Below are 22,526 nucleotides of genomic sequence, written 5' to 3'. Positions count from 1 at the left end.
CTGAGCTGCAAGAACTCCGACTGAAGATCATCCGGCACAACCAGGGCACAACTCAGGTTTGATCTTGACCGGTGGGATGCTTCGGCAGCTTGCCGTCTGCTTGCCGTAGGAGGTTGCCGACCAGGCCGCGCGGCCGGTCCTTCTTCGGCAGCCAGTGGACGTAGGTCTCCAGCGTGATTCGCAGGTTGGCATGCCTCAGCGCCTTCTGCACCTCCTGTGGCTCGACACCGTTGCTCATCAGCGTCGTGGCGAAGAAGTGGCGCAGGGAGTGGAAGGTGCCTTCCTTCGGCCATCCGGCAGCCTCGCGCCAGTCCGCCCACAACTGCGACCAGTAGGTGTCGTTCAGCAGCTTCCCCCGCGAGGAGGTGAACAGGACGGCGACCGGCCGAGTCAGCCGCTCTCCCGTGGTGATGTCGGGAAGCTCGAACTCGACGGGACCGACGTCGCTGACATGAGCGGCGAGTTCCTCCGCTACCACCGCGTCTACTTGTTCAAGGGCGGGCCTGCGGCCCGCCGCCGTGCCCGCGCCGGGGCGCGCGTGCGGCCTCCGGCCGGTCACGCCCCGGCGCACGGCGTACCAAGAGGAGCGATTGACAAACCATCGTGTACCCCGGCGCTAACCGCGTGTCCGCGGAAGTGGATCAGGATCGAACTCGGTGGCCGGCGGCCGGTGTCTGCATGGCGCCCGTGGGAGCCGGCTCGCCGCTGCGAAGTCCTAGGTACAGCAGCAGGGCGCACAGGGCGATAAGACAGGGCGCGACGGTAAAGGCAGCTGACAGTCCGACGTGGTCGGCGAGGGCACCGAGGGTGAACGGGGCGGCTACGACCAACAGCCCACCGAGTAGTTGACTGCGGGCGTTGGCGGCGTCGGTGTGGCCCGGGGCAGCGGCCAGGGCCAGGGCGAGGCAGAGCGGGAACAGGTTGGCGATGCCAAGGCCAGCGACGAACAGGCCGGCGAGGGTTACCGGGAGATACGGGCAAAGCCAGAAAGCCACGAAGCCAATCGTGGTCACCGTCAGGGAAACCCACACCAGTCCGCTGGTCCGTCCGGGCTGGCGAGCGAGGTGACCGCCGGCGATCCGGCCGGCGAGGATGCCGGCGTAGAACAGGGCCATCGCCCCAGCCGCGCTGGCCGTGGACAGCTTGGTGGTCGCGGAGAGCTGCTCGGCACCGAAGTACACGATGCAGAATTCGACACCGATGCCGATCGCGACGAGCAGACACAGCAGCCAGCAGGCCAGCGACAGTCGGGTGCCGCGCCGGCCGATCGCCGGGCGGGCCGGAGGTGGAGGAAGCGGCTGCCGGCGATAGACGAGGTACAGGGCGGCCAAGGCCAGGGCCGGCAGCGCCATCCCGGCTCGCCAGCCGGCCGGGGTCGTGTGGAGGAATCCGAGGGCCACGGGTGCGATCACGGCGCTGGCCCCGGCACCTATGTTGGCTTCGATCAGGGCCTGGTCGCGTCGCGAGCCGTGCCGGTCGGCGAGCACCGACTGGGTCATCGTCTGCAGCATCGTGCCGGCGAATCCCAGGATGGCGGTGCCGGCAAGGGTCGCAGTGGTGGTGTGGGTGGCGGTGAAGATGGCGGCTCCGCCGGCGGCGGCGAGGGCTGACCCCCACAGCATCCCATGGCGACCGATTCGCCTGGCGGCCGCGCCGAAGGTCATCCCGGCTAACGCCGAGCCGGCAGCCCATACCGCCGAGTAGACGCTGAGCATCGTGTAGGAGAAACCCGACTCGGAGCGAAGCAGGGCAAGAGCGGGGCCGAACGCGTACAGCCAGAACGTGTACGCGCCCAAGGCGCTGTACGACAACACCGTCGGCCGGTCCCGGACGAAAGCCTCACTGCCAGCGAGCACCGCACTACTCGCCCGCGTGTCAACGCTGGCCACAACTTCTCCCCTAAGCCGAACCGCTCACGTCCGATCACAGCCGCGAGCGTGGTCGAGGGCCTCGATCAGATGAATGTGACCCCCCAGTGCGATGGGCCGCTACGCACACGCCCGACCGGAGGTCGGTTGCCCACCATAGTGCGCCGGCTACCTCTGAGCAATAGTCCGCAGAACTGGACAGAGTATATTCTGACGGGCAATAGGTGATGATCCGGCTGTTCGGCCCCAGCCATGCGGTTGCCGGGACTGGTCGAGGACCGTGCAGAGCGCTAGAACGGGCCGCCGCCGGAGCTTGGCGCCGAGAATGACGCGCAGTGGAGAGCCGGCAAGCCCCAAGCATGGGGGCGGCGCCCGCGGTTGCCGAGCAGGCGACCCCCCGCGCCAGCTCCCACCGAAGTCCAGGTCAGGCCAAACCCTGCACCTGGGAAGGGGGTGGGGGTCGCCGTGGTCGGGGCCGTCGTCCAGGAGCCGACTCTGTGGCCGGTCCCGGTCAGGTCAAGGGCGCTGCTGTGGCGGTGTCCGCCGGGCGCCGGGCCGTGACACGAAAGCCGAGTCCGACCCCGGGTACCCATCAGAACGACGGACGCGCTGGAGCCGGCCAGCCGTGCGTAGATCTCTCGCTTGGCGACGGCGTGGCCGTGTCCGTCGAGTTGGTAGCCGGTGACCCAAATCCAGCCCGGGTAGTTGGGTTTCGGGCACACCGAGATCACTCGGAAGACGAAGGCCGGCTGTCTCGCGAACTGCACCGACGCCTCTCGGCTGATCAGCAGCTCTTCACCCGGGGCCGGGGGCCGGGGGCCGGAGGTGGGCCGTGGCCCGTGCGTCAGGAGACATGACCTTCCTTCCTCCGGTGGCCCCTGCCCCGGCCGGTTCGAAGGAGCCCGGCCGGGGCAGGGGTACCGCCGTGCCGAGGCGAGTTCGGGTCCTCCACGACCAGCACAGCGGGTTGGCCGCACCGTAACAGCACTGGTCTACCTACGTCTAGCAACGTAGAAGGTCGAAGGCGCTCGTGCCGGGACTTCTACCGTCAGACGTATGGAGGCCGACCCGGACGCCCGCATCGACCACGGCGCACCGCTGCCGCCCTACCGTCAACTGGCCGGCATCCTCGTAGCTCGAATTCGTCGCGGGGACTGGCAGCCAAACCGGGCCATCCCGTCCGAGGCGCAGCTCGTAGGGGAGTACGGCCTCGCTCGGGCGACCGTCCGCCGTGCGATCGCTGTGCTGGTGGACCAGGGCACGCTGTTCGTGGTGCCGCAGCGAGGGACGTTCGTCAAGCCAGAGGGCGAATAGCCTTCGATGTTCGACCATGATCATCGGGCACAGAACCGGCACAACTGAGCCCGAAAACGGGTGTCAAACGTCGAAAGACGATAAGAGCTGCCGCCCTGGTCAGAGGCCGGATCTGTCCGATTCAGGTTGATCGACGCAAGGCGAGGAGGGCTTCTGGGTTCGAGTCCCAGGCGGCCTACAAGATCTGGCCCATGAACAGCAAATATAGGCGATCATCGTCGCCCGATTGCATCGATGCTGGCTGCTCCAGCGGCGTGCGTCGGATGCGATCGGGCTGTTGGACGTCCTTGCGGTCGGCACCGGCGGCTTTGAGGAACGTCGCGGCGCTGTGTCGGATGTCGTGCAGCCGGATCAGGGGTAGACCGGTCGTCGCAGACGAGGCACTCGAACCGCCAGGTGACGACCTCCGGCACCAGGGCTGGCCGTCGGGTTGGACGAAGAAGAACCCGTTGTGGGGCCACGCGGGGCCGTAGGCCAGCAATGCAGCCGTGGGCGGCCATCTCTGCTGGGAGATCGTGATCGGGGTGCACCACCCTGGCCAAGCGAGGGTTGGGCCGCTGCCCCAAGTCACCGATCCAATCCGCAACCGCATCGACCTTGGCCGTCAGGGGGTCGCGCCCCAGACCAGTGCATCGACCGCCGCGCTGATCGCGGCATGTGTGGATGAGGTTGAGCTGCCGGATGCGCGGCCCGTGAGCGCGCTCGGTACGTGGTCGGCCGGACCCGTTCCATGATGATTCGTTCCGTGGTCGGCGCGGCAGGCGCCGGGCCGCGGTTGACCCTCTCCCAGGGGGAGAGGCGAGGCTGTTGGAGGCGTCGGTGACGGGGTTGATGCCGATCGGGGTGTTCGCGCGAGCGACCCGGTTGTCCGTTCGAGTGCTGCGTAACTATGACCGGCTGGGTCTGCTCGTCCCGGCGTGGGTCGATCCGGATACCGGCTACCGCCGGTACAGCGTCGACCAGTTCCCCCGAGCGGGGCTGGTCCGGCGGCTGCGGGAGTTGGAGGTGCCGTTGCCCGAGATCGCCGAGATCCTGGCGGCCGACACCCCGGAGCAGGCAGGCGTCGTCATCGAGCGGCACCGGGAACGTGTGGCCGCACGGGCGGCCCGGCTGGACGAGATCGCCGGGCGGTTGGGAGCCGTGCTGGCCGAGCCGGGGCGCGTGTCGGGCTGGCTGGAGGTGTACGAACGGTGGAGCGGTGCCCAGCCCACCGCCCGCACGCTGGTGCGTACCCCGCTGAGCGGGCTGGCCGGGGCCTTGGCGCCCGGGTTCGCGCGGCTGTTCGCCGGCCTCGCCGAGCAGGGGATCGCCCCGGCGGGGCCGGCCGGGACCCGCTACCTCAGCGACGACCTCGACGCGGCGGAGTTGGAGGTGGAGTTGTTCGTGCCGGTGGCGCGCCCGCCCCGGCCGACCGCGACGATCGCGGCCGGGGAACGGGCGGGCTGCCTGCTCGCCGCGACCGTCCACGAGGGTGGCTACGACGACATCGAGACCGCCTACCGGTCACTGGGGCGCTGGATCGCCGAGCAGGACCGGGTGCTGGCGGGCCCGGCCGAGGAGCGCTACCTCGTCCCGCCCGCGCCCGGCGTACCCATGGCCGCGCTCCGCACGGAGATCGCCTGGCCGGTTCGACCCCCGTCGGGCCCGTCCCGACCAGCAGATCAGGAGACCAAATGATCATTGAGAATGTGGCGTTCCCCGCCGGTCGGCACTGCGAGACCACCGCGCTCGGCGCCCTGCTGCGCCACGAGGGCATCGACCTGTCCGAGCCCATGCTGTTCGGCCTCGGCGAAGGTCTGGGCTTCGTCTACTGGGACGCCAAGAGCATGGACTTTCCGTTCCTCGGCGGCCGCAGCAAGCCGACCTCGATCACCCGGACCGTGGCCAACCGGCTGGGCCTGACGCTGCGCATCCAGGAGACCGCCTCGCCCCGTAAGGCCTGGCAGAACGTCGCCGCCGCTCTCGCCGCCGGACGGCCGGTCGGCCTGCAACTGGACTCCTACCACCTGGACTACTTCACCACGAAAGTCCACTTCGGGGCCCACTTCGCCGCGATGTACGGCTACGACGACACCCACGCCTACCTGATCGACACCGCCCAGCAGGGCGGCACCGTGGCGACCACGCTGACGAGCTTGGAACGGGCCCGCGACGAACGCGGGCCGATGACCGCCCGCAACCTCTCCTACACCATCGCCAGCCCCACCGGCCGGCCCGATCTGGGCGACGCCATCCGGGCGGCCATCCGCAACAACGCACACGCCTTCCTCAACCCGCCCATCGCCAACCTCGGCCACCGCGGCATCGACAAGGCGGCCCGGCAGGTGACGCGGTGGCTCGACCGCTCAAGCGACCCGTCCCGCGACCTCCCGCTGGCTGCGACGCTGATGGAACACGGCGGGACCGGCGGCGCCCTGTTCCGCGCCATGTACCGCGACTTCCTCGCCGAATGCGCCACGATCGTCGACGACGACAGCGTTCGCCTCGGTCATCGGCTGTACGACGAGATCGCCCCGCTATGGACCGAGGTCTCCCACCACCTCACGGCCGCCGGAGAAACCGCCGACCCAGACCACCTGACCCGCGCCTCGGCAGTCCTCACCGAACTCGCGGACAGGGAACGCCACGCCATGCAGATCCTGGGCGGCGTTCACACCGACTAACCGCCGCCGCTCCGCGGCGGACGGCGGATGCCACGGCGTGCAGCGCTTGCGCAGAACCGGGCAGTCGTTCACGCCGTGCAGAGAGTTCCTGATCGTCCACCGTGAGTAGGACGACGTCGCTACAAACTCAGCGGCCCGGGAGACAGCCCTCCTGCCGTACCCCTCCAGCGCCCTCAGTCGGCGGCGCGTAGCCGGCCTGCCTCCTTGCCCTGAGCGTCGAGCAGCACCAGGACATCGCCTTCAAAGCCGGCTCGCCGGGCCGTCCAGAGCCAGGCCCCGACCGGCACGCTGGCAGCGCAGTACATCAGCGTGACGGCCCCGGCGGTGGCGAGCAGCGTGCCCCCGGCCGCAGTGATCCACCGGCCGCTATCGTCGTTGCAGCCGTCGGACCCGCGCCACTCACCGTCCGCCGTGAACTCCACGTACGCCGCCTTGTGCCCGTCGGTGGGCGCCCAGCGACCGGCCAGCCGGCGCCGATCGACGGGAGTCAGCGCCGCCGGTAGCGGGGCCGCCGGCGCGAGGGCCCGCCTGGCCGCGTCGGTGACCACCGGCGGCGCCAGCTCGGAGGCCGCCATGTCCGGCCCGGCCGTCGGCGTCGCGCCGGGGATCAACCGGGCAACCGGCCGCGCCAGATCATCCAGAAGCACGGGCAGCCCTCTTCCGTCGAGCCGGTACGCCGTCACACGCCGCAGCCAGCCGGGAACGTCCTGGCCGGCCCTCTCACAGCCCGGAATGCCCTCCACGACGAGGCTGGAAGCAGAGTCGATGTCCGCGAGAAAGACACCGTCGACGTCGGCCCGCCAGGACCCGCCCAAGGTGCCGCAGCGGCTGCCGATCAGGTGCAGTTCAGCAGGTGCGAGGCGCAGAATCTTGCCCGCGCCCGGGTCGTCGACGTCGGCGATCGTCCAAGAGCCGACCAGCTGCTCCGGCGCCAGCGGCCGCGAAGCCTCGGTGGCACCCGGGACCGGCCCTGGGTCTACCGACCCCGAACCGGTTTGCCTACCGCATCCAGCGAGCAGCACACCGAACGCGATCAGCGTCGCAAGGTAGCCCTGACGCACCATCTCAAGCTCTCCGTCCGGCCGTCTTCCCTGGTCCCGCCCGTCACCACCGTTCCGGGGTTCGGACGGCACACGGCAGAGGACGGTTCTACCTGCTCCTACCAACGATCGGCCCGGTGAGCAGGGAGCGCTTCGGCGGTGGACAGGCCCGCGGCGCGGGTACCGCCCTTCCGTCCCATCACGGTCTCCTCATCGAGGTCGTGAAATCATCCGCGAGCGTCGTTGGGTGCGAGCACCGTTGGGTGCGACGCGATGCTGGGTCATTGAGCGCAATGGGACAATCCGCAAAGGTCGGGGTCGTCGGGGTCTTGGACATGTAGGAGGAAGCCGTGAGTCCGCTGGAGGACTGGCTGGAAGGCATGCAGCCCCGGCTCACCGGGCTGCTGGACTTCGAGCTGTCGGAGGGGGATGCCTGGGACTACTCGGCGGCCTCGCTCGCCCGGCTGGAGGCGGAGATGCTGTCCCGCTTCGTACCGACGCCCGATTTCCTGGAGCGGGTGTCCGGTTATCTCGGCGAGGCACTGCTGACGGCGGGCGGGGGACGCTGGGCCTGGGACCCGGGGCGTGGCCTGCCTCTCGTGCTTCCCGACGAGGCCCTGGCTCTGCCGCCCGTCTGCCCGGCCGACCTGGTCGAGCGGGCCCTGGCGGCGGCCGACGGTGGCGAGTTCGGCCGGGCGTACCGGGCGCTGGAACTTGCGGTGGTCGAGCGGCGGGCGGCGGAGCCAGGCTGGGAACCGCACAAGGAGCCGACCCCGGGCCTGGACGAGGTCCCGGGTGCCATGCCGTCGGCGGAGCTCGACACCTGGCTGGCCGTCCGGAAAGAGACCTGGGCGGCCTGGCTGGCTGAGTACGGAGAGCGGCCGGAGCGCTGGGACTTCTCCGTGGCCTCGCTGGACGAACTGGAGGCGCTGCTGCTCCGGCTGGTGTCCGCTCCGGAGGAGTTGGCGGCGCGAGCGGAGCTCTCCGAGGGCGCGGCCTGGTACCTCGGCGAGGTGCTTCGGCCGGTGCTGTCCGCGCACTGGTGCTACTTCCCCGGCGATCCGGACGGGGAGAACATGTTCATCGGCCGGCCGTTCCTGAAGCAGCCGGTGCCGAACGGGCGGATGGTCGTGCCGTTCGTGCTGCTCAAGGGCGTGCTTGCCAGGCGGGAGCCGGGCCTGCTCCGCCAAGTGGCCGAGCGGCTGACCTGAATTCTGTCCCATATCTGGCAATGCCCTCTCACATCTGGCGTATGTAGATACATTGACGCCAGAAAGTGCCCTCCGAGGGGAGCCGGGTGTGAACAGGCTTCGTCTGGTGCTCGTAGCACTGATCGTCTTTCTGCTGGCGACACCGGCCGGTTCGATCGGCTGGCCGAGCCCGGCTCTGGCGGCGCCGAAACCGATTCCGCTGCCCAACATCAAGGGATCTTCGCCGGACCCGGACACCCTGCCGGGCGGTAGCAACCCGACCGACCCCGGAAAGCGCCAGCGCTACGACTACGAGAATCCGGCCGAAGCGCTCCGAACGCATGAGAACGAGCCAGCGCCCGATGACGGGGCAGCACAGATCGCAGCGCTGAGCCCGGAGGCCGAGAAGGCGGGCACCTGGGAGCACTGCCAGAAGCGATGGCTGGAGTACCAGGAGAAGAAGGCCGCCGAGAAGGCGGCGGGCAAAAAGACCAGCCCACCGCTGCCCTGGAGGACCTGGCTCCGGAGGTACATCCCCAACCAGGGCAACGACAACCAGGGCAAGGCCTTCGTGCTGCACGTCGCGCAGCGGCTCCGGCTCGGCGCCAACCACGGCTGGCGCTCCGAGGTCCACATCCCGGAGGTCAACCGGTGGTACGACCTGGGTAACGAAGAGCTCGGCCTGTTCTACGAGATCAAGTCCGGCAGGGGCGTCGACGACTCCGAACTGGCGAGAGACAAGAAGCTCATCGAGTTGGAGAGGGCGAAGCCCAACCCTCGCAGGCTGGTGTACCTCTTCGCCGAGGAGCCGACCAAGGGCGCCAAGGCGAAGCTGCGTGACGCCGGCGTGTCGTACTTCGTGGTGCCCGCGTTGAAGAACCTCATCAACAGTGGCGGCGATCCGGGCGGTGGCGGCGGCACCGGTACCGGCGGTCCCAAGGACGGCGGTCCCAAGGACGGCGGCCCGACGGACGGGGCCTCGGACATCATGCGCGCCCCGGACCAGCGCGGCAGCCAGGGCGCGGCGCTCGATGGGTTCGCCGATTCACCGGACACGCCCGAGGAGGCGGCCGAACTGGCGCGGGTCGACGCGCAGCTCGCTGCGGAGTCCGGCCACCCCGAACTGGCGCAGGACCTGGGTGGAGTCGACTTCTCCACCCTGGAGCTGCGCTACGTCTCCGACACCTACCACAACGGTTCCGGCGTGCAGTACGCCTTCAAGGCAGACGAACTGCCCGCCGCAGACCAGCAGTCCTTCGGCGGCCGGCACGCGGCCCAGCTCGCCTCGGACTCGTTCTTCGTATGGCTGTCGCTGCCCCCGTCCAGCTTCACCGTGAACCTCAACCCGGACGAGCCTGACCGGATCATCGACGCCCAGTTCGGCAAGACCGACGCCGGTCGTGTGCTGCTGGAGGCCGACCTGACAATGAAGAAGTCGGTAGCGAAGTTCATTCACCCGGACACCCGCGGCGGTCAGAAGTACTGGGATGCCCTACGGGGCGAGACCAAATGCGTGTCCATGAGGCAGTGGATCGTGCCCGACACGGCGACCGTCCGCGACAATGACAACGAGCTGTACATCCTGAATGCCCCGCTACAGGTGAAGATGGAATCCGACGTCGTCAAGGCCCAGGGGGTCGGGGGCACCGCCGGATGCGGCCAGCAGGACCAGGCCACCACCAAACACAACGAGTCCGTGTACCGCACGATGATCCTGCCCCAGGTCCAAGACGCGGTGAACCACGCCCCCGAGTACGCCGACCTGCGCCGGGTCTACGCAAGCCGGGTAGCCGCCGAGTGGTTCCGTCAGCGCAGCGCCACCAAGCACACCGCCTACTCCGACCTGATCGACGAGGGCGACATCAGCCGCTGGACCTCCCGCGAGCCATGGAGCCCGCGAGGGGTCTTCGATCGCTACGTCAAGTCGTACAAGAACGGCGAGTTCAAGGTCAAGCGCACCACAACCAGGGGCAACTTCATCTACACCAGCACCTTCGTCTACGGCGGGGTGGACTTCAGCCGCATCAACCGCGACCCGGTCAGCGCCGACGCGTTCGCCAAGGAACACCCCACACTGGCCGCCTCCGTGAGCGATGCGTTGTACGGACCCGTCGGCCAGGGCAGTGAGGTCTGGCTGGGCGGCCTGACCACCTCCAAGCCGCTGTCCGAGGCCTTCGCCAGACCCGCGTCGGCGACCTCGAATCCCCTGCTGTACCCGCTCGCGGCCCTGCCCCTCATCGCCTGGCTCCTGACGGGCGGCCTGCTGCTCCGCCGACGCCGGGCGCGGATCGAGCCGAGCGGGGCCTGACCGGTGACCACGATGAGGGTGCAACCATCACCGGCGGTTCCGGGTGTCGTGTTCGCGGCGAGCTACCTGTTCGCCGGGGTGGCCGCGCTCGCTCTGGTCGCCGCGATCGGCACGTTCTTCGCCATTCCGGAGTTCAGCGCCTATCACAGCGAACGTGCCGGCGACGGCGCGGCGGGTTCGCTCGCCGCGTTCGGCCTGGTCGTGTACGCACTGCTGGCGATCGTATTCGGCGTCGTCTGTTTGCTGCTGGCCATCCTCGACGGGCAGGGGATGAACCCCGCCCGGGTGCTGACCTGGCTCGTGGGCGGGCTGGCCGTCTGCTTCAACGTCGCGCTGCTGGCGGTCGGCGGATACGAATCCGTGCCCTGGTACGCGTACATGACCCGGGTCCTGGCGGTCGTGTCGCTGGCACTGACGGTGGGTTCGACCATCCTGCTCGGGCTGCCGGCCTCTCATCGGTACTTCCGGACCGCACGACTGGCCCGGCAGGCTCGGCGCCCTCGGGCCGCCCCACCGCCCCCGCCACCCGGCTACCGCCCACCGCCCCCGCCACCCGGCTACGGGCCACCGCCCCCGCCACCCGGCTACGGGCCACCGCCACCCGGCTACCGGCCACCACAGCCGCCACCCGGTTGACCGGTGTGCCGCCGAGTTGCGGGGACGGGTTGATGATGAAGGTGCCCGGCCAGGTGTTCCGTAGGCACGGGCTACCGCCCCTGGGCGGCGGTGGGTCGGTCGCCCAGTCGGCTGAGGTCCTCCCAGCGCGCGTACTCGGCGGCGCGTGCCGCGTCCAGTTCGCGGACCATGTCGAACGCCGCCCCGCCCAGCACGATCCGCTTCGGCGGGTCGGGCAGCGCCACCACCCGCATCACCACGTCGGCGGCGAGTGCCGGGTCGAAGTCCTCGGCGGCGCTCCACATCTCGTTCAGTCTCGCGCGCAGCGAGTCGTACACCGGGTGGGGTGCGGTCTGGGTCAGCCCCTTGGTGAACAGCCCGGTCTCGTACCCGCCGGGGTTGAGGATCGTGACCCGGATCCCGAACGACTCGGCCTCCATCGCGAGGGCCTCGCTGACAGCGTCGAGTGCCGCCTTGCCCGCGCTGTACAGGCCCGTCGAGGCGAATCCCCCGGAGGAGCCCATCGACGACACCTGCAACAGGTGCCCACTGCCCTGTTCGCGCAGCACCGGAAGCACGGCCTGGCTGACCCAGAGCGCGCCGAAGAAGTTGACGTCGAGGTGTGCCCGGGCCTGGTCCTCGGTGGCCTCCTCGACCATTCCGAGCAGCGCACCGCCGGCGTTGTTGACGACGACGTCGAGCCGTCCGAGTTCGTCGGTCGCCCGTCGCACTCCGGCTAGGACGGCGGCACGGTCGGCGACGTCGAGCGGGTACGCAACGAGCCGCCCGTGCGCTGCGGCGATCAGGTCGTCGAGTGGGCCGACGTCCCGCGCCACGCCGACCACCCGGTCGCCGGCGGCGAGTGCGGCCTCGGTGAACGCCCGCCCGAGGCCACGGGAGGCGCCGGTGATGAACCAGGTTCGCATGATCATTCTCCTTAACGAGACGGACCGGACCGTCTCGTCTCTCACTTTCACCCACACCCTGAGCCATGTCAAGACGGACCGTCTCGTCTCGATATATGCTCCACCCGTGCCACCCGATGCAGCCCGCCGCAACAACCGGTCCCGCCTGGCGATCCTGGCCGCCGCCCGCGACCTTGTCGTCGAGGTCGGATATCCCCGAGTGTCGATCGAGGCGATCGCGCGCCGGGCCGGCGTCGGCAAGCAGACGATCTACCGCTGGTGGCCGTCGAAGGGCGCGGTGGCGCTCGACGCGGTACGCGCGCTGAGCGAGGACGATGCTGGCGCCATCACCCTGCCCGACACCGGCGATCTGGAATCCGACCTGAAGACGGTGTTACGGGCCACCGCCGCCGAGTTCACCGACCCGGCACTGTCGGCCCTGCTCCGCGCCCTGTACGCCGAGATCGCCGTCGACCCCGCGCTGGCCACGCTCTACCGGGAGAAGGTCGACCGCCCGCTCACCGAGGCCAAGCTCGCCCGGCTGCGCTCCGGACAGTGCGCCGGACAGCTCCACCCCGATGCGGATCTCGCCCTCTGCCTCGACTTCCTCTACGCCCCGTTCACCCAGCGTTGGCTGCACCGGGCCGGGCCACTCGACGAGGCATACGCCGACGCGCTCGTCGAGGCCACCCTGCGGGCCTTCGCCCCCGCCCACAATGTCGACCCAGGCCCGTCCCGCCCCCCGCAAGCCGATCGCTGACGGGTCGCCCCTGCCTACCGTTACCCGCCTGCCGGCTGAAGCCGCCGGGCAGCCCGTTCCGGCCGGGGTTCCTCCGCGACCGGCGGCCGCCGGGGCACCACGCAGCCGCGTCAGCTCCCGCCCGTCGAATCGAAGAGGGAGTCCGGCGGGCCGGCGGTGAGCGGCCCGGCGCGGTGCTCCGGCGGTGGGAGCTGCCGCGCCGGCTGGCGGGAGTGCAGCCGCGCGCCGGCCTCGCCGCGCCGCGCGGTGACCGGGACGGTGACCATCCGGACCGGTTCCGGTGGTTCGACGAAGCCACGGGCACCCCACCGGACCCAGATCGGCACCCGCCCGGCGTCGGCCTCGGCGAGGAGCTTCTCGACCGTACGGCGCCGGTCGGTGTGGTCGACCTCGATCACCACGGGCGGCGCGGCGGGCCGGGCACAGGCGACGTCGATGACGGATCGCTGCCCGGACATCGGCGGCGGAAGCGGCACCACGCTGGCCGCCCGCCGGTAGACGCGCCAGCCCTGCGCCGTGCCCCAGTCGGCGATCACGTCGATGAGCAGTTCGGTGACCTGCTCGGTGGTGAGGTCCACGAAGGTCAGGGCGGCGAGTCGGCCGGACATCGACGCGGCCACCCGTGCTCCGTCGTCTGGATCGGTCATGCCAGCCGGTTCACTCCTGCCCGTCCGTGGCCCGCAGCGGCAGGCCGATCATGTCGATCCGACCCGCGGTGGCCCATCCACCCAGTTTGCCGGGTCGCCGAGCCTCCCAGGAATTCGGGGCGAGGTTGGAACCCCTGGGCTGGAGATCGATGGACGACTATTATCCGAGCATCCATCCCGCTCGATCGAGAGGCCCTGAGTTGAAGAAGTTCGTGCGGAACGCCGTCCTCGCCACCCTGCTGACCGTCGCCGGCACCACGGCGGTCGTGGCCAGCCCGGCCATGGCCCTGCCGTACCCCAACGACAACGAGAGCATCACCTTCATCTACTACTCCGACGCCAGCAAGACCGTGGAGGTCGGAATGTACGTGTACGGCAACTGCCTGGAGGACTTCGAGTACGGCGTCCGTACCCGCTACTCCACCTGGCACCGGACGACCTGCCCGCCGAACCTGCCGTAGCGGTCGGATGGGGCTCGGCATCGACCGGGCCCCACCCGATTGGCCGTCTCCCGGCGCCCGGCACGGCCGGGCGACAGGTGACCGGCCGGTAGCGGACGACAATCCTGGCGCATCCCTCGGTCATAATGAGCCGCCATGGTCCACACAGAGCAGTCGGCGCCCCGCCGCCCCGGGGAGGCCGACGTAGTCCCGGGGCTCGACCTCGGCGTAGCCGGCTGCACGGACGCGGTGGAGATCGGTCGCGGCGGCTTCGGCGTGGTCTACCGCGCCTGGCAGCCCGACTTCTCCCGCTGGGTGGCGGTCAAGATCCTCGCCGCCGACTGGCACGGCCCGTCCCGGGCCCGCTTCGAGCGCGAGCTCAGGGTGCTGGGGCGGCTCTCCGACCATCCGCACATCGTCACCCTGCACCAGGCCGGTCGGACGGCGGCCGGCAACCCGTACCTGCTGATGGCGTACGAGGAGGGTGGCTCGCTGACCGACCGGCTGGCCGCCGGCCAGGCGGGCGACGCACCCGACGCGGCGTCGGCGGCGCAGCGATGGCCAGCGGCGGTGGCCGGCGGGATCACGGTGGCGGGGGCGCTGGAGACCGCGCACCGGGCCGGAGTGCTGCACCGCGACGTGAAGCCGGAGAACATCCTGATCTCCCGGTACGGCGAGCCGAAGCTGGCCGACTTCGGGCTGGCCCGGTCCCGGGCGGCGGAACCCGTCCCCGGGCGGCGCCGGGTGACCACGAGCGTGCTGCACGCCGCGCCGGAGATCCTGCGCGGCGAGCCGGCCTCGGTCGCCTCGGACGTGTACGCGCTGGCATCGTCGGTGCTGCACTGGATCCGGGGCACGCCCGCCTTCGCCGAGGCACCGTCGGACGAGGCGGAGCCGTTGGCGCGGCTGCTCCGGCGGGTCGCCGCCGACCCGGTGCCCGACCTGCGGCCGGCCGGCGTACCCGATGCGGTGTGCGTGGTGCTGGAGCGGGCGATGGCGAAGGACCCGGCGCTGCGCCATCCGACGGCGGTGGCGTTCGCCGAGGACCTCCAGCGGGCACAGCGCGCCGCCGGCCAGCCGGTCACCCCGCTCGTGCCCGGCGGCGGGGACGACGGGGTCGCCGGCCCGCGCCCGGACGACACCCCGGCCGCCGATGGCGACCAGGCGCCGCCCCGGCCCCGGTTCTCGCTCAGCGCGCGCCGCCGGGCGGCCCTCGACCTGGACCTCACCGCCACCATGCAGGGCCGACAGCCGCCCGGGGCGCCCCGGCGCGCGCTGGCCGGTGCCGCCGGGTTGCTGGTCGCGCTGGTGTCGGTGCTGGCCACCGGCGGGTCGGCGGCCCGACCCGACCCGGCTCCCGTCGAGGTGCCGGTGGAGCTGACCTTCGGTGACCAGGAAGTCAACGTGGATTCCGCCGAGCAGACGGTGACCGTGCGCAACCCGGGCGACCGGGCGGTGCGGGTGACGCGGGTGGCGCCGACCGGGGCGGACGGCGGGGACCTCCGGGTCACCGTCGAGGGATGCACGGCCCGGCCGCTGGCGCCCGGGCGGGCGTGCGAGGCGCGGCTGGTCTTCGTCCCCCGCGAGCCGGGGCCGCGCCGGCCGGTGCTGGCGCTGACCGTGGCCGGGTGGCCGGACCCGGTGACCGTCCGGGTGGTCGGGACCGGCCACCCGCGCCGGGCGAGCCGGGACGACGCGCCCCCGGGCCGCTGCTACGACGACGCCTACCAGGTGGGCACGTCGGCGTACGGGTACGCCGGCGGCCTACGCGCGATCTCGGTGAAGCAGTACTGGTCGCCTGCCTGCCGGGCGGCGATGGCATACGTCTGGGTGTGGAAGCAGTACCGGGACAACGCGGCGACCGACGGCGGCACCTGGGACGTCGACCTCGCGGTCCGCCCCGGGACCGGGGCGGCCGGACCGCCGGGGGCACCCGACGCGCTCGGGCCGGTCGGGGTGCGGCAGCGGGCGACGGGGCAGCCGTTCGAGCTGTGGACCGAGCCGCTCCCGGTGGACGGCGAGGGCTGCACCACGGCGACCGCCACCGTGACGAGCGTGCGGACCGGGGTGCCGACCAGCGCGACGACCGAGCCGTACTGCGGCGACTGACCGTTCGGAGGCGCGGGTGGCGGAGGGGTACTTCGAGGTGTACGGCCCGGGCGGCGTCCGGCTGGTGCCGCTGACCGCCGACGCGCTGACCATCGGGCGGGCGAAGACCAACGAGCTGCCCATCGACAGCAGGCTTGTATCCCGCCTGCACGCCCTGGTCGAGCGCTACCCGTCCGGCTGGTCGATCCGGGACCTGGGCAGCACCAACGGCACCACGGTCAACGGCAGCCCGGTGCGTCAGGCGCAGACCCTGCGGGACGGGGACCGGGTGGAGATCGGCCCGGCCCGGCTGCTCTTCCACGCCCCGTCGGAGCACCCCGGCACCCGGACCCTGCACGTCGAGCCGCCGCCCGCGCCGCCCGCCCTGACCCCACGCGAGCAGGAGGTGCTCGCGATGCTCTGCCGCCCGTACGTCTCCGGCGGCCAGCCGTTCCCCGAGCCGCCCTCGGTGCGCGCGATCGCGACCGCCCTGCACGTCACGGAGAGCGCGGTGAAGAAGCACCTCTCCCGGCTGTACGACAAGTTCGACCTGACCTCCAACGAGGACCGGCGTCGGTCGCGGCTGGCCAGCGAGGCGGTGCGCCGCGGCTCGACCGGCCAGCAGTCGGCCACGCCCTGACCCGCCGCACCTGACCCGCCGCCGCCGACGCGCCACCATCGACGTGCCGCGTCCCGGCTCGTGGGGCTTCAGCGGCGGACGCCCACCCCGCCGTAGCCGTGCGACACCCCGTCCTGCGGCTCGCCGTCGGGCCGCCAGTCGGCCAGCCAGGCCAGGCCCGGCTCGACCAGGTCGTACCCGTCGAAGAAGCGGAGGATGTCGGCGCGGCTGCGGGGCACCAGCGGTGCGGTGCTCCGCTGATAGACGGCCCGGCCCCGCTGCGCGGGCAGCGGCGGGGCGCCGTCGAACGTCAGGTGGGACAGCAGGAGCTGGCTGCCGGGGGCGGTGGCGTCGCGCAGCCGGGCAACCGCCGCGTACGGGTCCTCGGCGTCCGGCACGAAGTGCAGCACCGCCACCAGCAGCACGGCGACCGGGCGGCTGAAGTCGATCGACGCGGTCACGTCGGGGTGGGTCAGCAGCTCGTCCGGCCGGCGCAGGTCGCCCCGGACCACGACCGTGCGGGTCGCGTCGCCGAGCAGCCGCCGGGCGTACGCGACGGCGACCTCGTCGTAGTCGACGTAGACGACCCGCGAGTCGGGGGCCACCGACTGCACGACCTCGTGCACGTTGCCCTGGGTGGGCAGCCCAGCGCCGATGTCGAGGAACTGCCGCACGCCCCGCTCGGCGGCGTACCTGACGGCGCGACGCAGGAACGCGCGGTTGGTCTGGGCGGCGACGCCGGTGTCCGGGAAGATCTCCAGCACCTGCCGGGCGGCGGTCCGGTCGGCGGCGAAGTTGTGGCAGCCACCCAGGTAGTAGTCGTACATCCGGGCGACGTTCGGCCGGTTCTCGGCGCCCGCCCCGCCCGCCCCGGTCGCCCCGGCGTTGGTGGCGTCGTTCTCTCCCGCGCCGGGTGCGGTCGGTGCCGGCTCGCTGGTCACGGTGTCCCTCCACTGGGCGGCTCGGTTCGCGTCCTGAATGTCTAGCACCCCGTACGACCGCCATCGACCCCGCGTGTCGTTGATCCGGTTGTGTCCGTCGTCCGCCCGTGGCGACGGTGGGGCTGCGGCGCCGGGTCGGCGCCGCCAGGTCGAGGAGGTACGCGATGACCCGTCAGCGAGAGACCGTCGAGGTCGACCCCGTGCTGTTCCGCGCCGTGTACGACTCACCGGCCTCGCTGCCCGGCCGGCACCGCTGGGTGACGCCGGAACACGACGTCCGCCGGATCGAGAAGCTGCTCGGGATGCCGGCGCGCAGCATCGGGGCGCCGCTGTGGGTCAGCGGCGACAAGCCGGACTGCCCGAAGTGCGGTCGGCGGATGACCTGGCTCGACATCGTCTCGTCGGCGCTGCACGGCGTACACGACCCGGCGATGATCGCCCGGGTGATCCTCGGCGACCGCAGGTACGTCAACACGGAGGTGCCGGACGCGATCGCCGGCGTGCACTGCGCCGACTGCCGGACGCCCATCGACGGGCTGCGCAGCTTCAAGTGCCACAACTGGGCGTACGCGTTCGAGGCCCTGGAGGAGGTCGTCGAGCGGATGTCGGGCGGCGTGCCCCGGCCGGTGCCCGGCCAGTTGTGAGCTGCCCCGGGCCCGCGTCGACCTTGGTCGGGGCGGCCCCCTGACGTTCGTCCGCTGCGAGGGTCGGGCTCGGCCTCCTACCATGTGATCAGGTGAACGGAAGATGAACACTTGGTAGGTTGAGGCATGATTGAGGGCTTCTTGTCGGATGTTCCGCAGTTCAGCGTCGACTGGTACCGCGACATCGTCGACTTCGCGGACGGCACGCCCGCGCCGGTGCAGTGGTTCGCCGGGCACTTCACCGAATGGTCGATCATCCTGCTCGGGCTCCTGTTCGTGGCGGCGGCCCTGCCGAGGCTGGGTGCCGGGCCGCGCAGCCTCGCACTCGCCGTGGCCGCGCCGGTCGCGGTCGTCCTCGCGTACGGCGGCAGCGAGTTGCTCAAGACCGTGGTGGACGAGGAACGCCCCTGCCGCACCCCGGCCGACCTGGTGATCGTCGCCGGGCACTGCCCACCCGTGGGCGACTGGTCCTTCCCGAGCAACCACTCGACGATCGCCGGCGCGCTGGCCGCCGCGGTCCTGTTGCTCTCCCCCCGACTCGCCTGGTACGCGGTCCCGCTGGCCGCGCTGGCCACGTTCTCCCGCACCTTCGTCGGCGTGCACTACCCGCACGACGTGGTCGCCGGCCTGCTCCTCGGTGCGCTGGTGGTCACCGTCGGCACCCCGCTGCTGGCCCGGCCGGTCGCGGAGGTGCTGCGCCGCCGGGAACGCCGGGCCGAAAGGCCGGTGGCCGACGCCACCCGGGGCCACTGACGGAAGGACCCTGGTCAGCGGGCGAGGAGCAGGGTGACGACCGTGCCGAGCACCAGGAACGGACCGAAGGGCAGGTGGCTGGACCAGCGGACCCGGCGGGCCAGCAGCAGCGCCAGGCTGGTCAGCGCGGAAAACGCGAACGTGACCAGCACCCCGAGCACCAGGACCGGCCAGCCGTACCAGCCGAGCAGCGCGCCCGCCCCGAGCGCCAGCTTGGCGTCGCCGAGGCCGAAACCGCGTCGCCCGAACACCACGGTGGTGGCGGCGAAGCAGAGCGCCAGGCCGGCCCCGGCCGCCGCCGCCCGCAGCCAGGGGGCCGGCCCGGCGGCGGCCAGCGCGGCCACCCCGAGCAGCGCCTGGACCCCGATGGCTGCCGGCCAGGTGAGCCGGTCGGGCAGCCGGTGCACAGCCGCGTCGACGAAGACCAGCGGCACCGCCCAGCCGAGCCACCAGGCCAGGGCCGCCCGCTCGCCCGGCGACCCGCCCACCGACACGAGCACCGCCAGCGCCGCGAGCACGGCGACCTCGACCGTGCCGGGCGGCGCGCCGACCCGGGACCGGCAGGTCGGGCAGCGGGCCGCCGGCCCGAGCGCCGGCCAGGGCCGGTCGAGCGCGAGCGGCGTGCCGCAGGGCGGGCAGGCTGTCCGGTCCGGCTCCCCTGGCGGTACGGCGTACCGGGCGACCGCGAGACGGAGCACCGGGGCGACGGCCAGGACCGCCGCCAGTCGGGCCCACGGCCGCCCTCGCGGCCGGGCGGGAGTCCCCGGCTCGGCCGTGGCCGGCGGCACGAACGGAACCGGCCCGGGCTCGACCGACCCGGGCTCAACCAGCTCGGGCTCAACCAGCTCGGGCTCGACCGGCCCGGGCAGGATCGGCTCGACGGGTGCCGCGAGCGGCCGGGGCGGGGGGTCAGCGGGCATGGCCGGCTCCCGGGCCGGCCGGGTCGCCCAGTCGAGCAGGACACGGTGAGTCACCTTCAGGTCGCCCTCGTGTAGCGGATGACGCCGAATCCGACCCGGCCACACCCCGCCACGGCCCAGCCGATCTGCCCGGTCGGCGGGGCGGCCGGACGGGCGCGGGGGACGTCCCGACCGGCGGGCATTTCGGACCCACCCTCCCGGAGCGGGCCGGTTGACCGGCCGAAAGGACAACGCGCCCCGCACGCACAGCCGATGTGACGGCCGTCACGGTGCCACCGGAGGGCGACCCCGACCCGCGAGGTCCGGCCTCGCATGCGCCATCCACCACCATCACCCACCCGTCACCGAGAGTGTTCACATGAATTGCCTCTGTTGCATCGGCAGGCGTCAGCTTATGCTCGCCCCTTGAGTACGACGCAACCTCGCAAGCGGCGTCGGAGGCAACACGAGGACATCGATCAACGGCTTCTCAAAGATCAGCACAGGCGAATACTGCGGTGACGCAACAGGGCCCGGATGACATCATCCGACCGCGTTGCCGCACGCCCGGGGGCGGTCGGCACGCCGCCCGGCCGGGTCGCCAGCAAGGAGGCGCGGCGTTGCGAGCACAGCACCCCGGCCGATGGATGATCTTCCTGGTCGCGGCCCTGGCAGCCGGCCCGGTCGCCGCCTGCGGCACGGAACCCGAGGCCACGACGCAGCCCCTGTCGGCACCACCGAAGACGACCCCGGCCCATTCGGCGGCCGAGGAACGGGCGGCCCGAGAATCGGCGCTCACCGCCTATTCCGGATATCTCGCGGCGTCCCGGACGGCGAGCCGGCGCAGCGATCCGTTCCACCCGGAATTGACCAGGTTCCTGGCAGATCCATTGCTGACCCGGGTCCGACTGGCAATTCGCGACGCGAAGGAGCACGGTGCCATGCGTACCGGAACGCTCGTTTCCGATCCCACCGTCACCTCCGTGAGCCTGGACGGCGTCCCAGCCACGGTGGAGATCCAGGACTGTGTGGACGCCACCGGCTACCGGCTGGTCTACACGAAGACGAAGAAGGTGGTGCCCGGCTCGGGCGGCGGGCGGCACCTGGCCACCGCGACGGCCACCCGGTATGCGGACGGCCGCTGGCTGATCAGCTCCGGCACCGCCCACGAGGACCAGCCGTGCTGACCCGGGACGGACGGGGCGGCGCGGCCCCGGGCCGGCCCGGCGCGGTGGCGCTGCGTCCACAGCCCGCCCACCGCTGGCTCCGCGATCCGCGGCCCGGACGCCTGCTCGCCGGGATCGGCCTGGCCCTCGTGCTCGCGGTCGCGGCGGCCCCGCCCACCGCCACCGTGGCGGCGGCCCGGGGTGACGGGGTGGAATGCCCCATCGGCCAGAACGACTGCAACATCTGGGACGACGACCCGGGCACCCCGGGCGGCGGCGGGAACCCCGGTGGCGGGGGCGGCAACGACGGGCCGGCCGGCAAGTGCCAGTGGGGCGGCAAGGTCATCGCCTGCTACGACGCCATCCTCGGCTGGTTCAACAACGGCGACGGCTGCTACTACAAGCTGAGGGAGCCGCAGCCGCCGGACACCCCCGAGGGCAAGCAGTGGTACCAGCTCACCTGCAACGGCGGGGACATCGGCAGCTGGCGTATGGAGCTGTTGGACGCCCCGCCGCCCGGCTATGGCACCCCGCCCGACCCGGAGGAGCTGGCCCGCCGCGCGCTCGCCTCGATCTCGCTGCTCCCGCCCCGGGCGGCGGTCGCCCCGCGCAAGAGCAAGGGCCCCGGCCTGGTCGGCCTGCCGGTGTGGATGTGGGCCAGCCCGGGGGAAAACTACTTCGGCCCGCTGACCGCCTCGGCCTCCGACCGGGGGCTGACGGTGACCATCACCGCCACCGTAAAACGGACCGTCTGGGACATGGACAACGGCAAGCAGGTCGAGTGCGACGGCCCCGGCACCCCGTACGCGGCGGACGGCCCGCAGGCCGGCGGCCCCTCCCCCGACTGCGGCTACCACAGCGGCTACACCAGGGCCGACAAGTACCAGGTCAGCGCCACCACCTTCTGGAACGTGCACTGGGTCGGCGGTGGCCAGAGCGGCGACATCCCCCAGACCCGGACCAGCGGCACGGTCCAGATCGAGATCGACGAGCTTCAGGTGGTGACCAGGTGAGTCTGGCGACGCGCAGCGGCACGGGGCCGGTGGACGCCCCCATCGCCCCGCCCAAGGTGCTCCGGCAACGCCGGGTCCGCCCCGGCCTGCTCGGCCTCGCGGTGCTGCTGATCGCCCTCGGCGGCCTCGGCGCGGCGTTCGCGGTCACCTCCGTCCGGGCCACCGGCAGCTACCTCGCGGTGGCCCGTCCGGTGGAGGTGGGCCGGACGCTCAGCGCCGACGACCTGGTCACCGTGCAGGTGGCCGGCGGGCAGGGGCTGCGGCCGGTGCCGGCGGGGCGGCTCAACGAGGTGGTCGGCAAGCGGGCGGCCGTCGCGCTGGCCCCGGGCACCCTGCTCACCCCCGCCCAGCTCACCGACGACCCGCTGCTCGGCCCCGGCCAGCAGCAGATCTCCCTCGACCTCGCCCCGGGCCAGGTGCCGGCGAAGCGGCTGCACCCCGGCGACCGGGTGCTGCTGGTCAGCACTCCGAACCGCAACGCCAACGGGCAGAGCGCCGGCAGCACCCGGTTCGAGGCAACCGTGATCGACACGGCCACGCCGAGCAGCAGCAGCGTCGTGGTCTACGTGGCGCTCACCGCCCGGGACGTGCCGGCCATCGTGGCGCTGGCCGCCCAGGACCGGATCGCGGTCGTGCTGACCGGGGCGGCCTGA

General features: G+C 71.9%; 22 protein-coding genes and 1 pseudogene. 15 read left to right on the top strand and 8 right to left on the bottom strand.

The window, feature by feature from the left end; translation table 11 throughout:
* Positions 1-52: 52 nt before the first annotated feature.
* The 3 genes and pseudogenes from OG617_RS15290 to OG617_RS15280 all read right to left on the bottom strand — a co-directional run bounded on the left by OG617_RS15290 (position 53) and on the right by OG617_RS15280 (position 2,716).
* On the bottom strand, positions 53-478 hold the full coding sequence (locus tag OG617_RS15290) for a tyrosine-type recombinase/integrase (RefSeq protein ID WP_405102359.1): 426 nt from the start codon (positions 476-478) through the stop codon (positions 53-55).
* 163 nt (positions 479-641) lie between these two features.
* The gene (locus OG617_RS15285) at positions 642-1,856 is read right to left on the bottom strand and encodes an MFS transporter (protein WP_405102358.1); all 1,215 of its coding nucleotides are present in this window, start codon (positions 1,854-1,856) and stop codon (positions 642-644) included.
* A 528-nt stretch (positions 1,857-2,384) separates the two neighbouring features.
* Positions 2,385-2,716: pseudogene (locus OG617_RS15280) on the bottom strand (hypothetical protein).
* Positions 2,717-2,924: 208 nt separating this feature from the next.
* Between OG617_RS15280 and OG617_RS15275 the strand changes: the two are divergent.
* The 3 genes from OG617_RS15275 to OG617_RS15265 all read left to right on the top strand — a co-directional run bounded on the left by OG617_RS15275 (position 2,925) and on the right by OG617_RS15265 (position 5,845).
* A complete protein-coding gene (locus tag OG617_RS15275; protein ID WP_266265022.1) occupies positions 2,925-3,182 on the top strand; it encodes a GntR family transcriptional regulator in 258 nt (85 codons plus the stop codon).
* Between the two features lie 819 nt (positions 3,183-4,001).
* Positions 4,002-4,859 (top strand): MerR family transcriptional regulator, encoded by an 858-nt coding sequence (locus OG617_RS15270; RefSeq protein WP_405102356.1) that lies wholly within the window; start codon positions 4,002-4,004, stop codon positions 4,857-4,859.
* Positions 4,856-5,845, top strand: a complete 990-nt coding sequence (locus OG617_RS15265) for a BtrH N-terminal domain-containing protein (RefSeq protein ID WP_405102354.1) — start codon at positions 4,856-4,858, stop codon at positions 5,843-5,845. The genes OG617_RS15270 and OG617_RS15265 overlap by 4 nt, the downstream gene beginning before the upstream one ends.
* Before the next feature lie 173 nt (positions 5,846-6,018).
* Here the strand turns inward: OG617_RS15265 and OG617_RS15260 are convergent, their stop codons facing one another.
* Positions 6,019-6,909, bottom strand: a complete 891-nt coding sequence (locus OG617_RS15260) for an META domain-containing protein (protein ID WP_405102352.1) — start codon at positions 6,907-6,909, stop codon at positions 6,019-6,021.
* 326 nt (positions 6,910-7,235) lie between these two features.
* Here OG617_RS15260 and OG617_RS15255 point away from each other — a divergent pair, with 326 nt between their 5' ends.
* The 3 genes from OG617_RS15255 (at position 7,236) to OG617_RS15245 (ending at position 11,019) form a co-directional block, all read left to right on the top strand.
* Positions 7,236-8,096 carry a hypothetical protein gene (locus OG617_RS15255; RefSeq protein WP_405102350.1) on the top strand — a complete coding sequence of 287 codons (861 nt, stop codon included), beginning with the start codon at positions 7,236-7,238 and terminating at the stop codon, positions 8,094-8,096.
* A gap of 88 nt (positions 8,097-8,184) precedes the next feature.
* A complete protein-coding gene (locus tag OG617_RS15250; RefSeq protein ID WP_405102348.1) occupies positions 8,185-10,383 on the top strand; it encodes a hypothetical protein in 2,199 nt (732 codons plus the stop codon).
* 12 nt (positions 10,384-10,395) lie between these two features.
* Entirely contained in the window at positions 10,396-11,019 is a 624-nt protein-coding gene (locus tag OG617_RS15245; RefSeq protein WP_405102346.1) for a hypothetical protein, read from the top strand.
* Between the two features lie 71 nt (positions 11,020-11,090).
* Here the strand turns inward: OG617_RS15245 and OG617_RS15240 are convergent, their stop codons facing one another.
* A complete protein-coding gene (locus OG617_RS15240; protein WP_405102344.1) occupies positions 11,091-11,924 on the bottom strand; it encodes an SDR family NAD(P)-dependent oxidoreductase in 834 nt (277 codons plus the stop codon).
* Between the two features lie 106 nt (positions 11,925-12,030).
* On the opposite strand from OG617_RS15240, the gene OG617_RS15235 reads away from it, so the two are divergent.
* On the top strand, positions 12,031-12,663 hold the full coding sequence (locus OG617_RS15235; RefSeq protein WP_405102342.1) for a TetR/AcrR family transcriptional regulator: 633 nt from the start codon (positions 12,031-12,033) through the stop codon (positions 12,661-12,663).
* Positions 12,664-12,773: 110 nt separating this feature from the next.
* On the opposite strand, the gene OG617_RS15230 is transcribed toward OG617_RS15235, so the two are convergent.
* Entirely contained in the window at positions 12,774-13,310 is a 537-nt protein-coding gene (locus tag OG617_RS15230; RefSeq protein ID WP_405102340.1) for a hypothetical protein, read from the bottom strand.
* Positions 13,311-13,510: 200 nt separating this feature from the next.
* Between OG617_RS15230 and OG617_RS15225 the strand changes: the two genes are divergently transcribed.
* The 3 genes from OG617_RS15225 to OG617_RS15215 all read left to right on the top strand — a co-directional run bounded on the left by OG617_RS15225 (position 13,511) and on the right by OG617_RS15215 (position 16,478).
* Positions 13,511-13,771, top strand: a complete 261-nt coding sequence (locus OG617_RS15225) for a hypothetical protein (protein WP_405102338.1) — start codon at positions 13,511-13,513, stop codon at positions 13,769-13,771.
* A gap of 135 nt (positions 13,772-13,906) precedes the next feature.
* Complete coding sequence (locus OG617_RS15220; protein ID WP_405102336.1) at positions 13,907-15,859, top strand: protein kinase domain-containing protein; 1,953 nt, start codon at positions 13,907-13,909, stop codon at positions 15,857-15,859.
* A gap of 16 nt (positions 15,860-15,875) precedes the next feature.
* On the top strand, positions 15,876-16,478 hold the full coding sequence (locus OG617_RS15215) for an FHA domain-containing protein (RefSeq protein WP_405102334.1): 603 nt from the start codon (positions 15,876-15,878) through the stop codon (positions 16,476-16,478).
* Positions 16,479-16,546: 68 nt separating this feature from the next.
* Here OG617_RS15215 and OG617_RS15210 read toward each other — a convergent pair whose 3' ends face one another.
* Positions 16,547-17,398, bottom strand: a complete 852-nt coding sequence (locus tag OG617_RS15210) for an SAM-dependent methyltransferase (RefSeq protein WP_405102332.1) — start codon at positions 17,396-17,398, stop codon at positions 16,547-16,549.
* A gap of 164 nt (positions 17,399-17,562) precedes the next feature.
* Between OG617_RS15210 and OG617_RS15205 the strand changes: the two genes are divergently transcribed.
* Positions 17,563-18,042, top strand: a complete 480-nt coding sequence (locus OG617_RS15205) for a hypothetical protein (RefSeq protein WP_405102330.1) — start codon at positions 17,563-17,565, stop codon at positions 18,040-18,042.
* 126 nt (positions 18,043-18,168) lie between these two features.
* Positions 18,169-18,795: a phosphatase PAP2 family protein gene (locus tag OG617_RS15200; RefSeq protein ID WP_405102328.1), complete on the top strand. Its 627-nt coding sequence runs from the start codon at positions 18,169-18,171 to the stop codon at positions 18,793-18,795.
* Positions 18,796-18,809: 14 nt separating this feature from the next.
* Here the strand turns inward: OG617_RS15200 and OG617_RS15195 are convergent, their stop codons facing one another.
* The gene (locus OG617_RS15195; protein ID WP_405103730.1) at positions 18,810-19,520 is read right to left on the bottom strand and encodes a prepilin peptidase; all 711 of its coding nucleotides are present in this window, start codon (positions 19,518-19,520) and stop codon (positions 18,810-18,812) included.
* Between the two features lie 821 nt (positions 19,521-20,341).
* Here OG617_RS15195 and OG617_RS15190 point away from each other — a divergent pair.
* From OG617_RS15190 to OG617_RS15180, 3 genes are read left to right on the top strand one after another with little or no spacing between them, the layout of a single operon-like run.
* Positions 20,342-20,881 carry a hypothetical protein gene (locus OG617_RS15190; RefSeq protein WP_405103728.1) on the top strand — a complete coding sequence of 180 codons (540 nt, stop codon included), beginning with the start codon at positions 20,342-20,344 and terminating at the stop codon, positions 20,879-20,881.
* The gene (locus OG617_RS15185; RefSeq protein WP_405102326.1) at positions 20,875-21,873 is read left to right on the top strand and encodes a hypothetical protein; all 999 of its coding nucleotides are present in this window, start codon (positions 20,875-20,877) and stop codon (positions 21,871-21,873) included. The genes OG617_RS15190 and OG617_RS15185 overlap by 7 nt, the downstream gene beginning before the upstream one ends.
* Positions 21,870-22,526: an SAF domain-containing protein gene (locus OG617_RS15180; protein ID WP_405102324.1), complete on the top strand. Its 657-nt coding sequence runs from the start codon at positions 21,870-21,872 to the stop codon at positions 22,524-22,526. The genes OG617_RS15185 and OG617_RS15180 overlap by 4 nt, the downstream gene beginning before the upstream one ends.

The sequence above is a fragment of the Micromonospora sp. NBC_01412 genome (genome assembly GCF_045040215.1).
Lineage (GTDB): Bacteria > Actinomycetota > Actinomycetes > Mycobacteriales > Micromonosporaceae > Micromonospora > Micromonospora rubida.
Note: the sequence above shows the minus strand (reverse complement) of the source record. Positions and strands in the feature narration are given on the sequence as shown.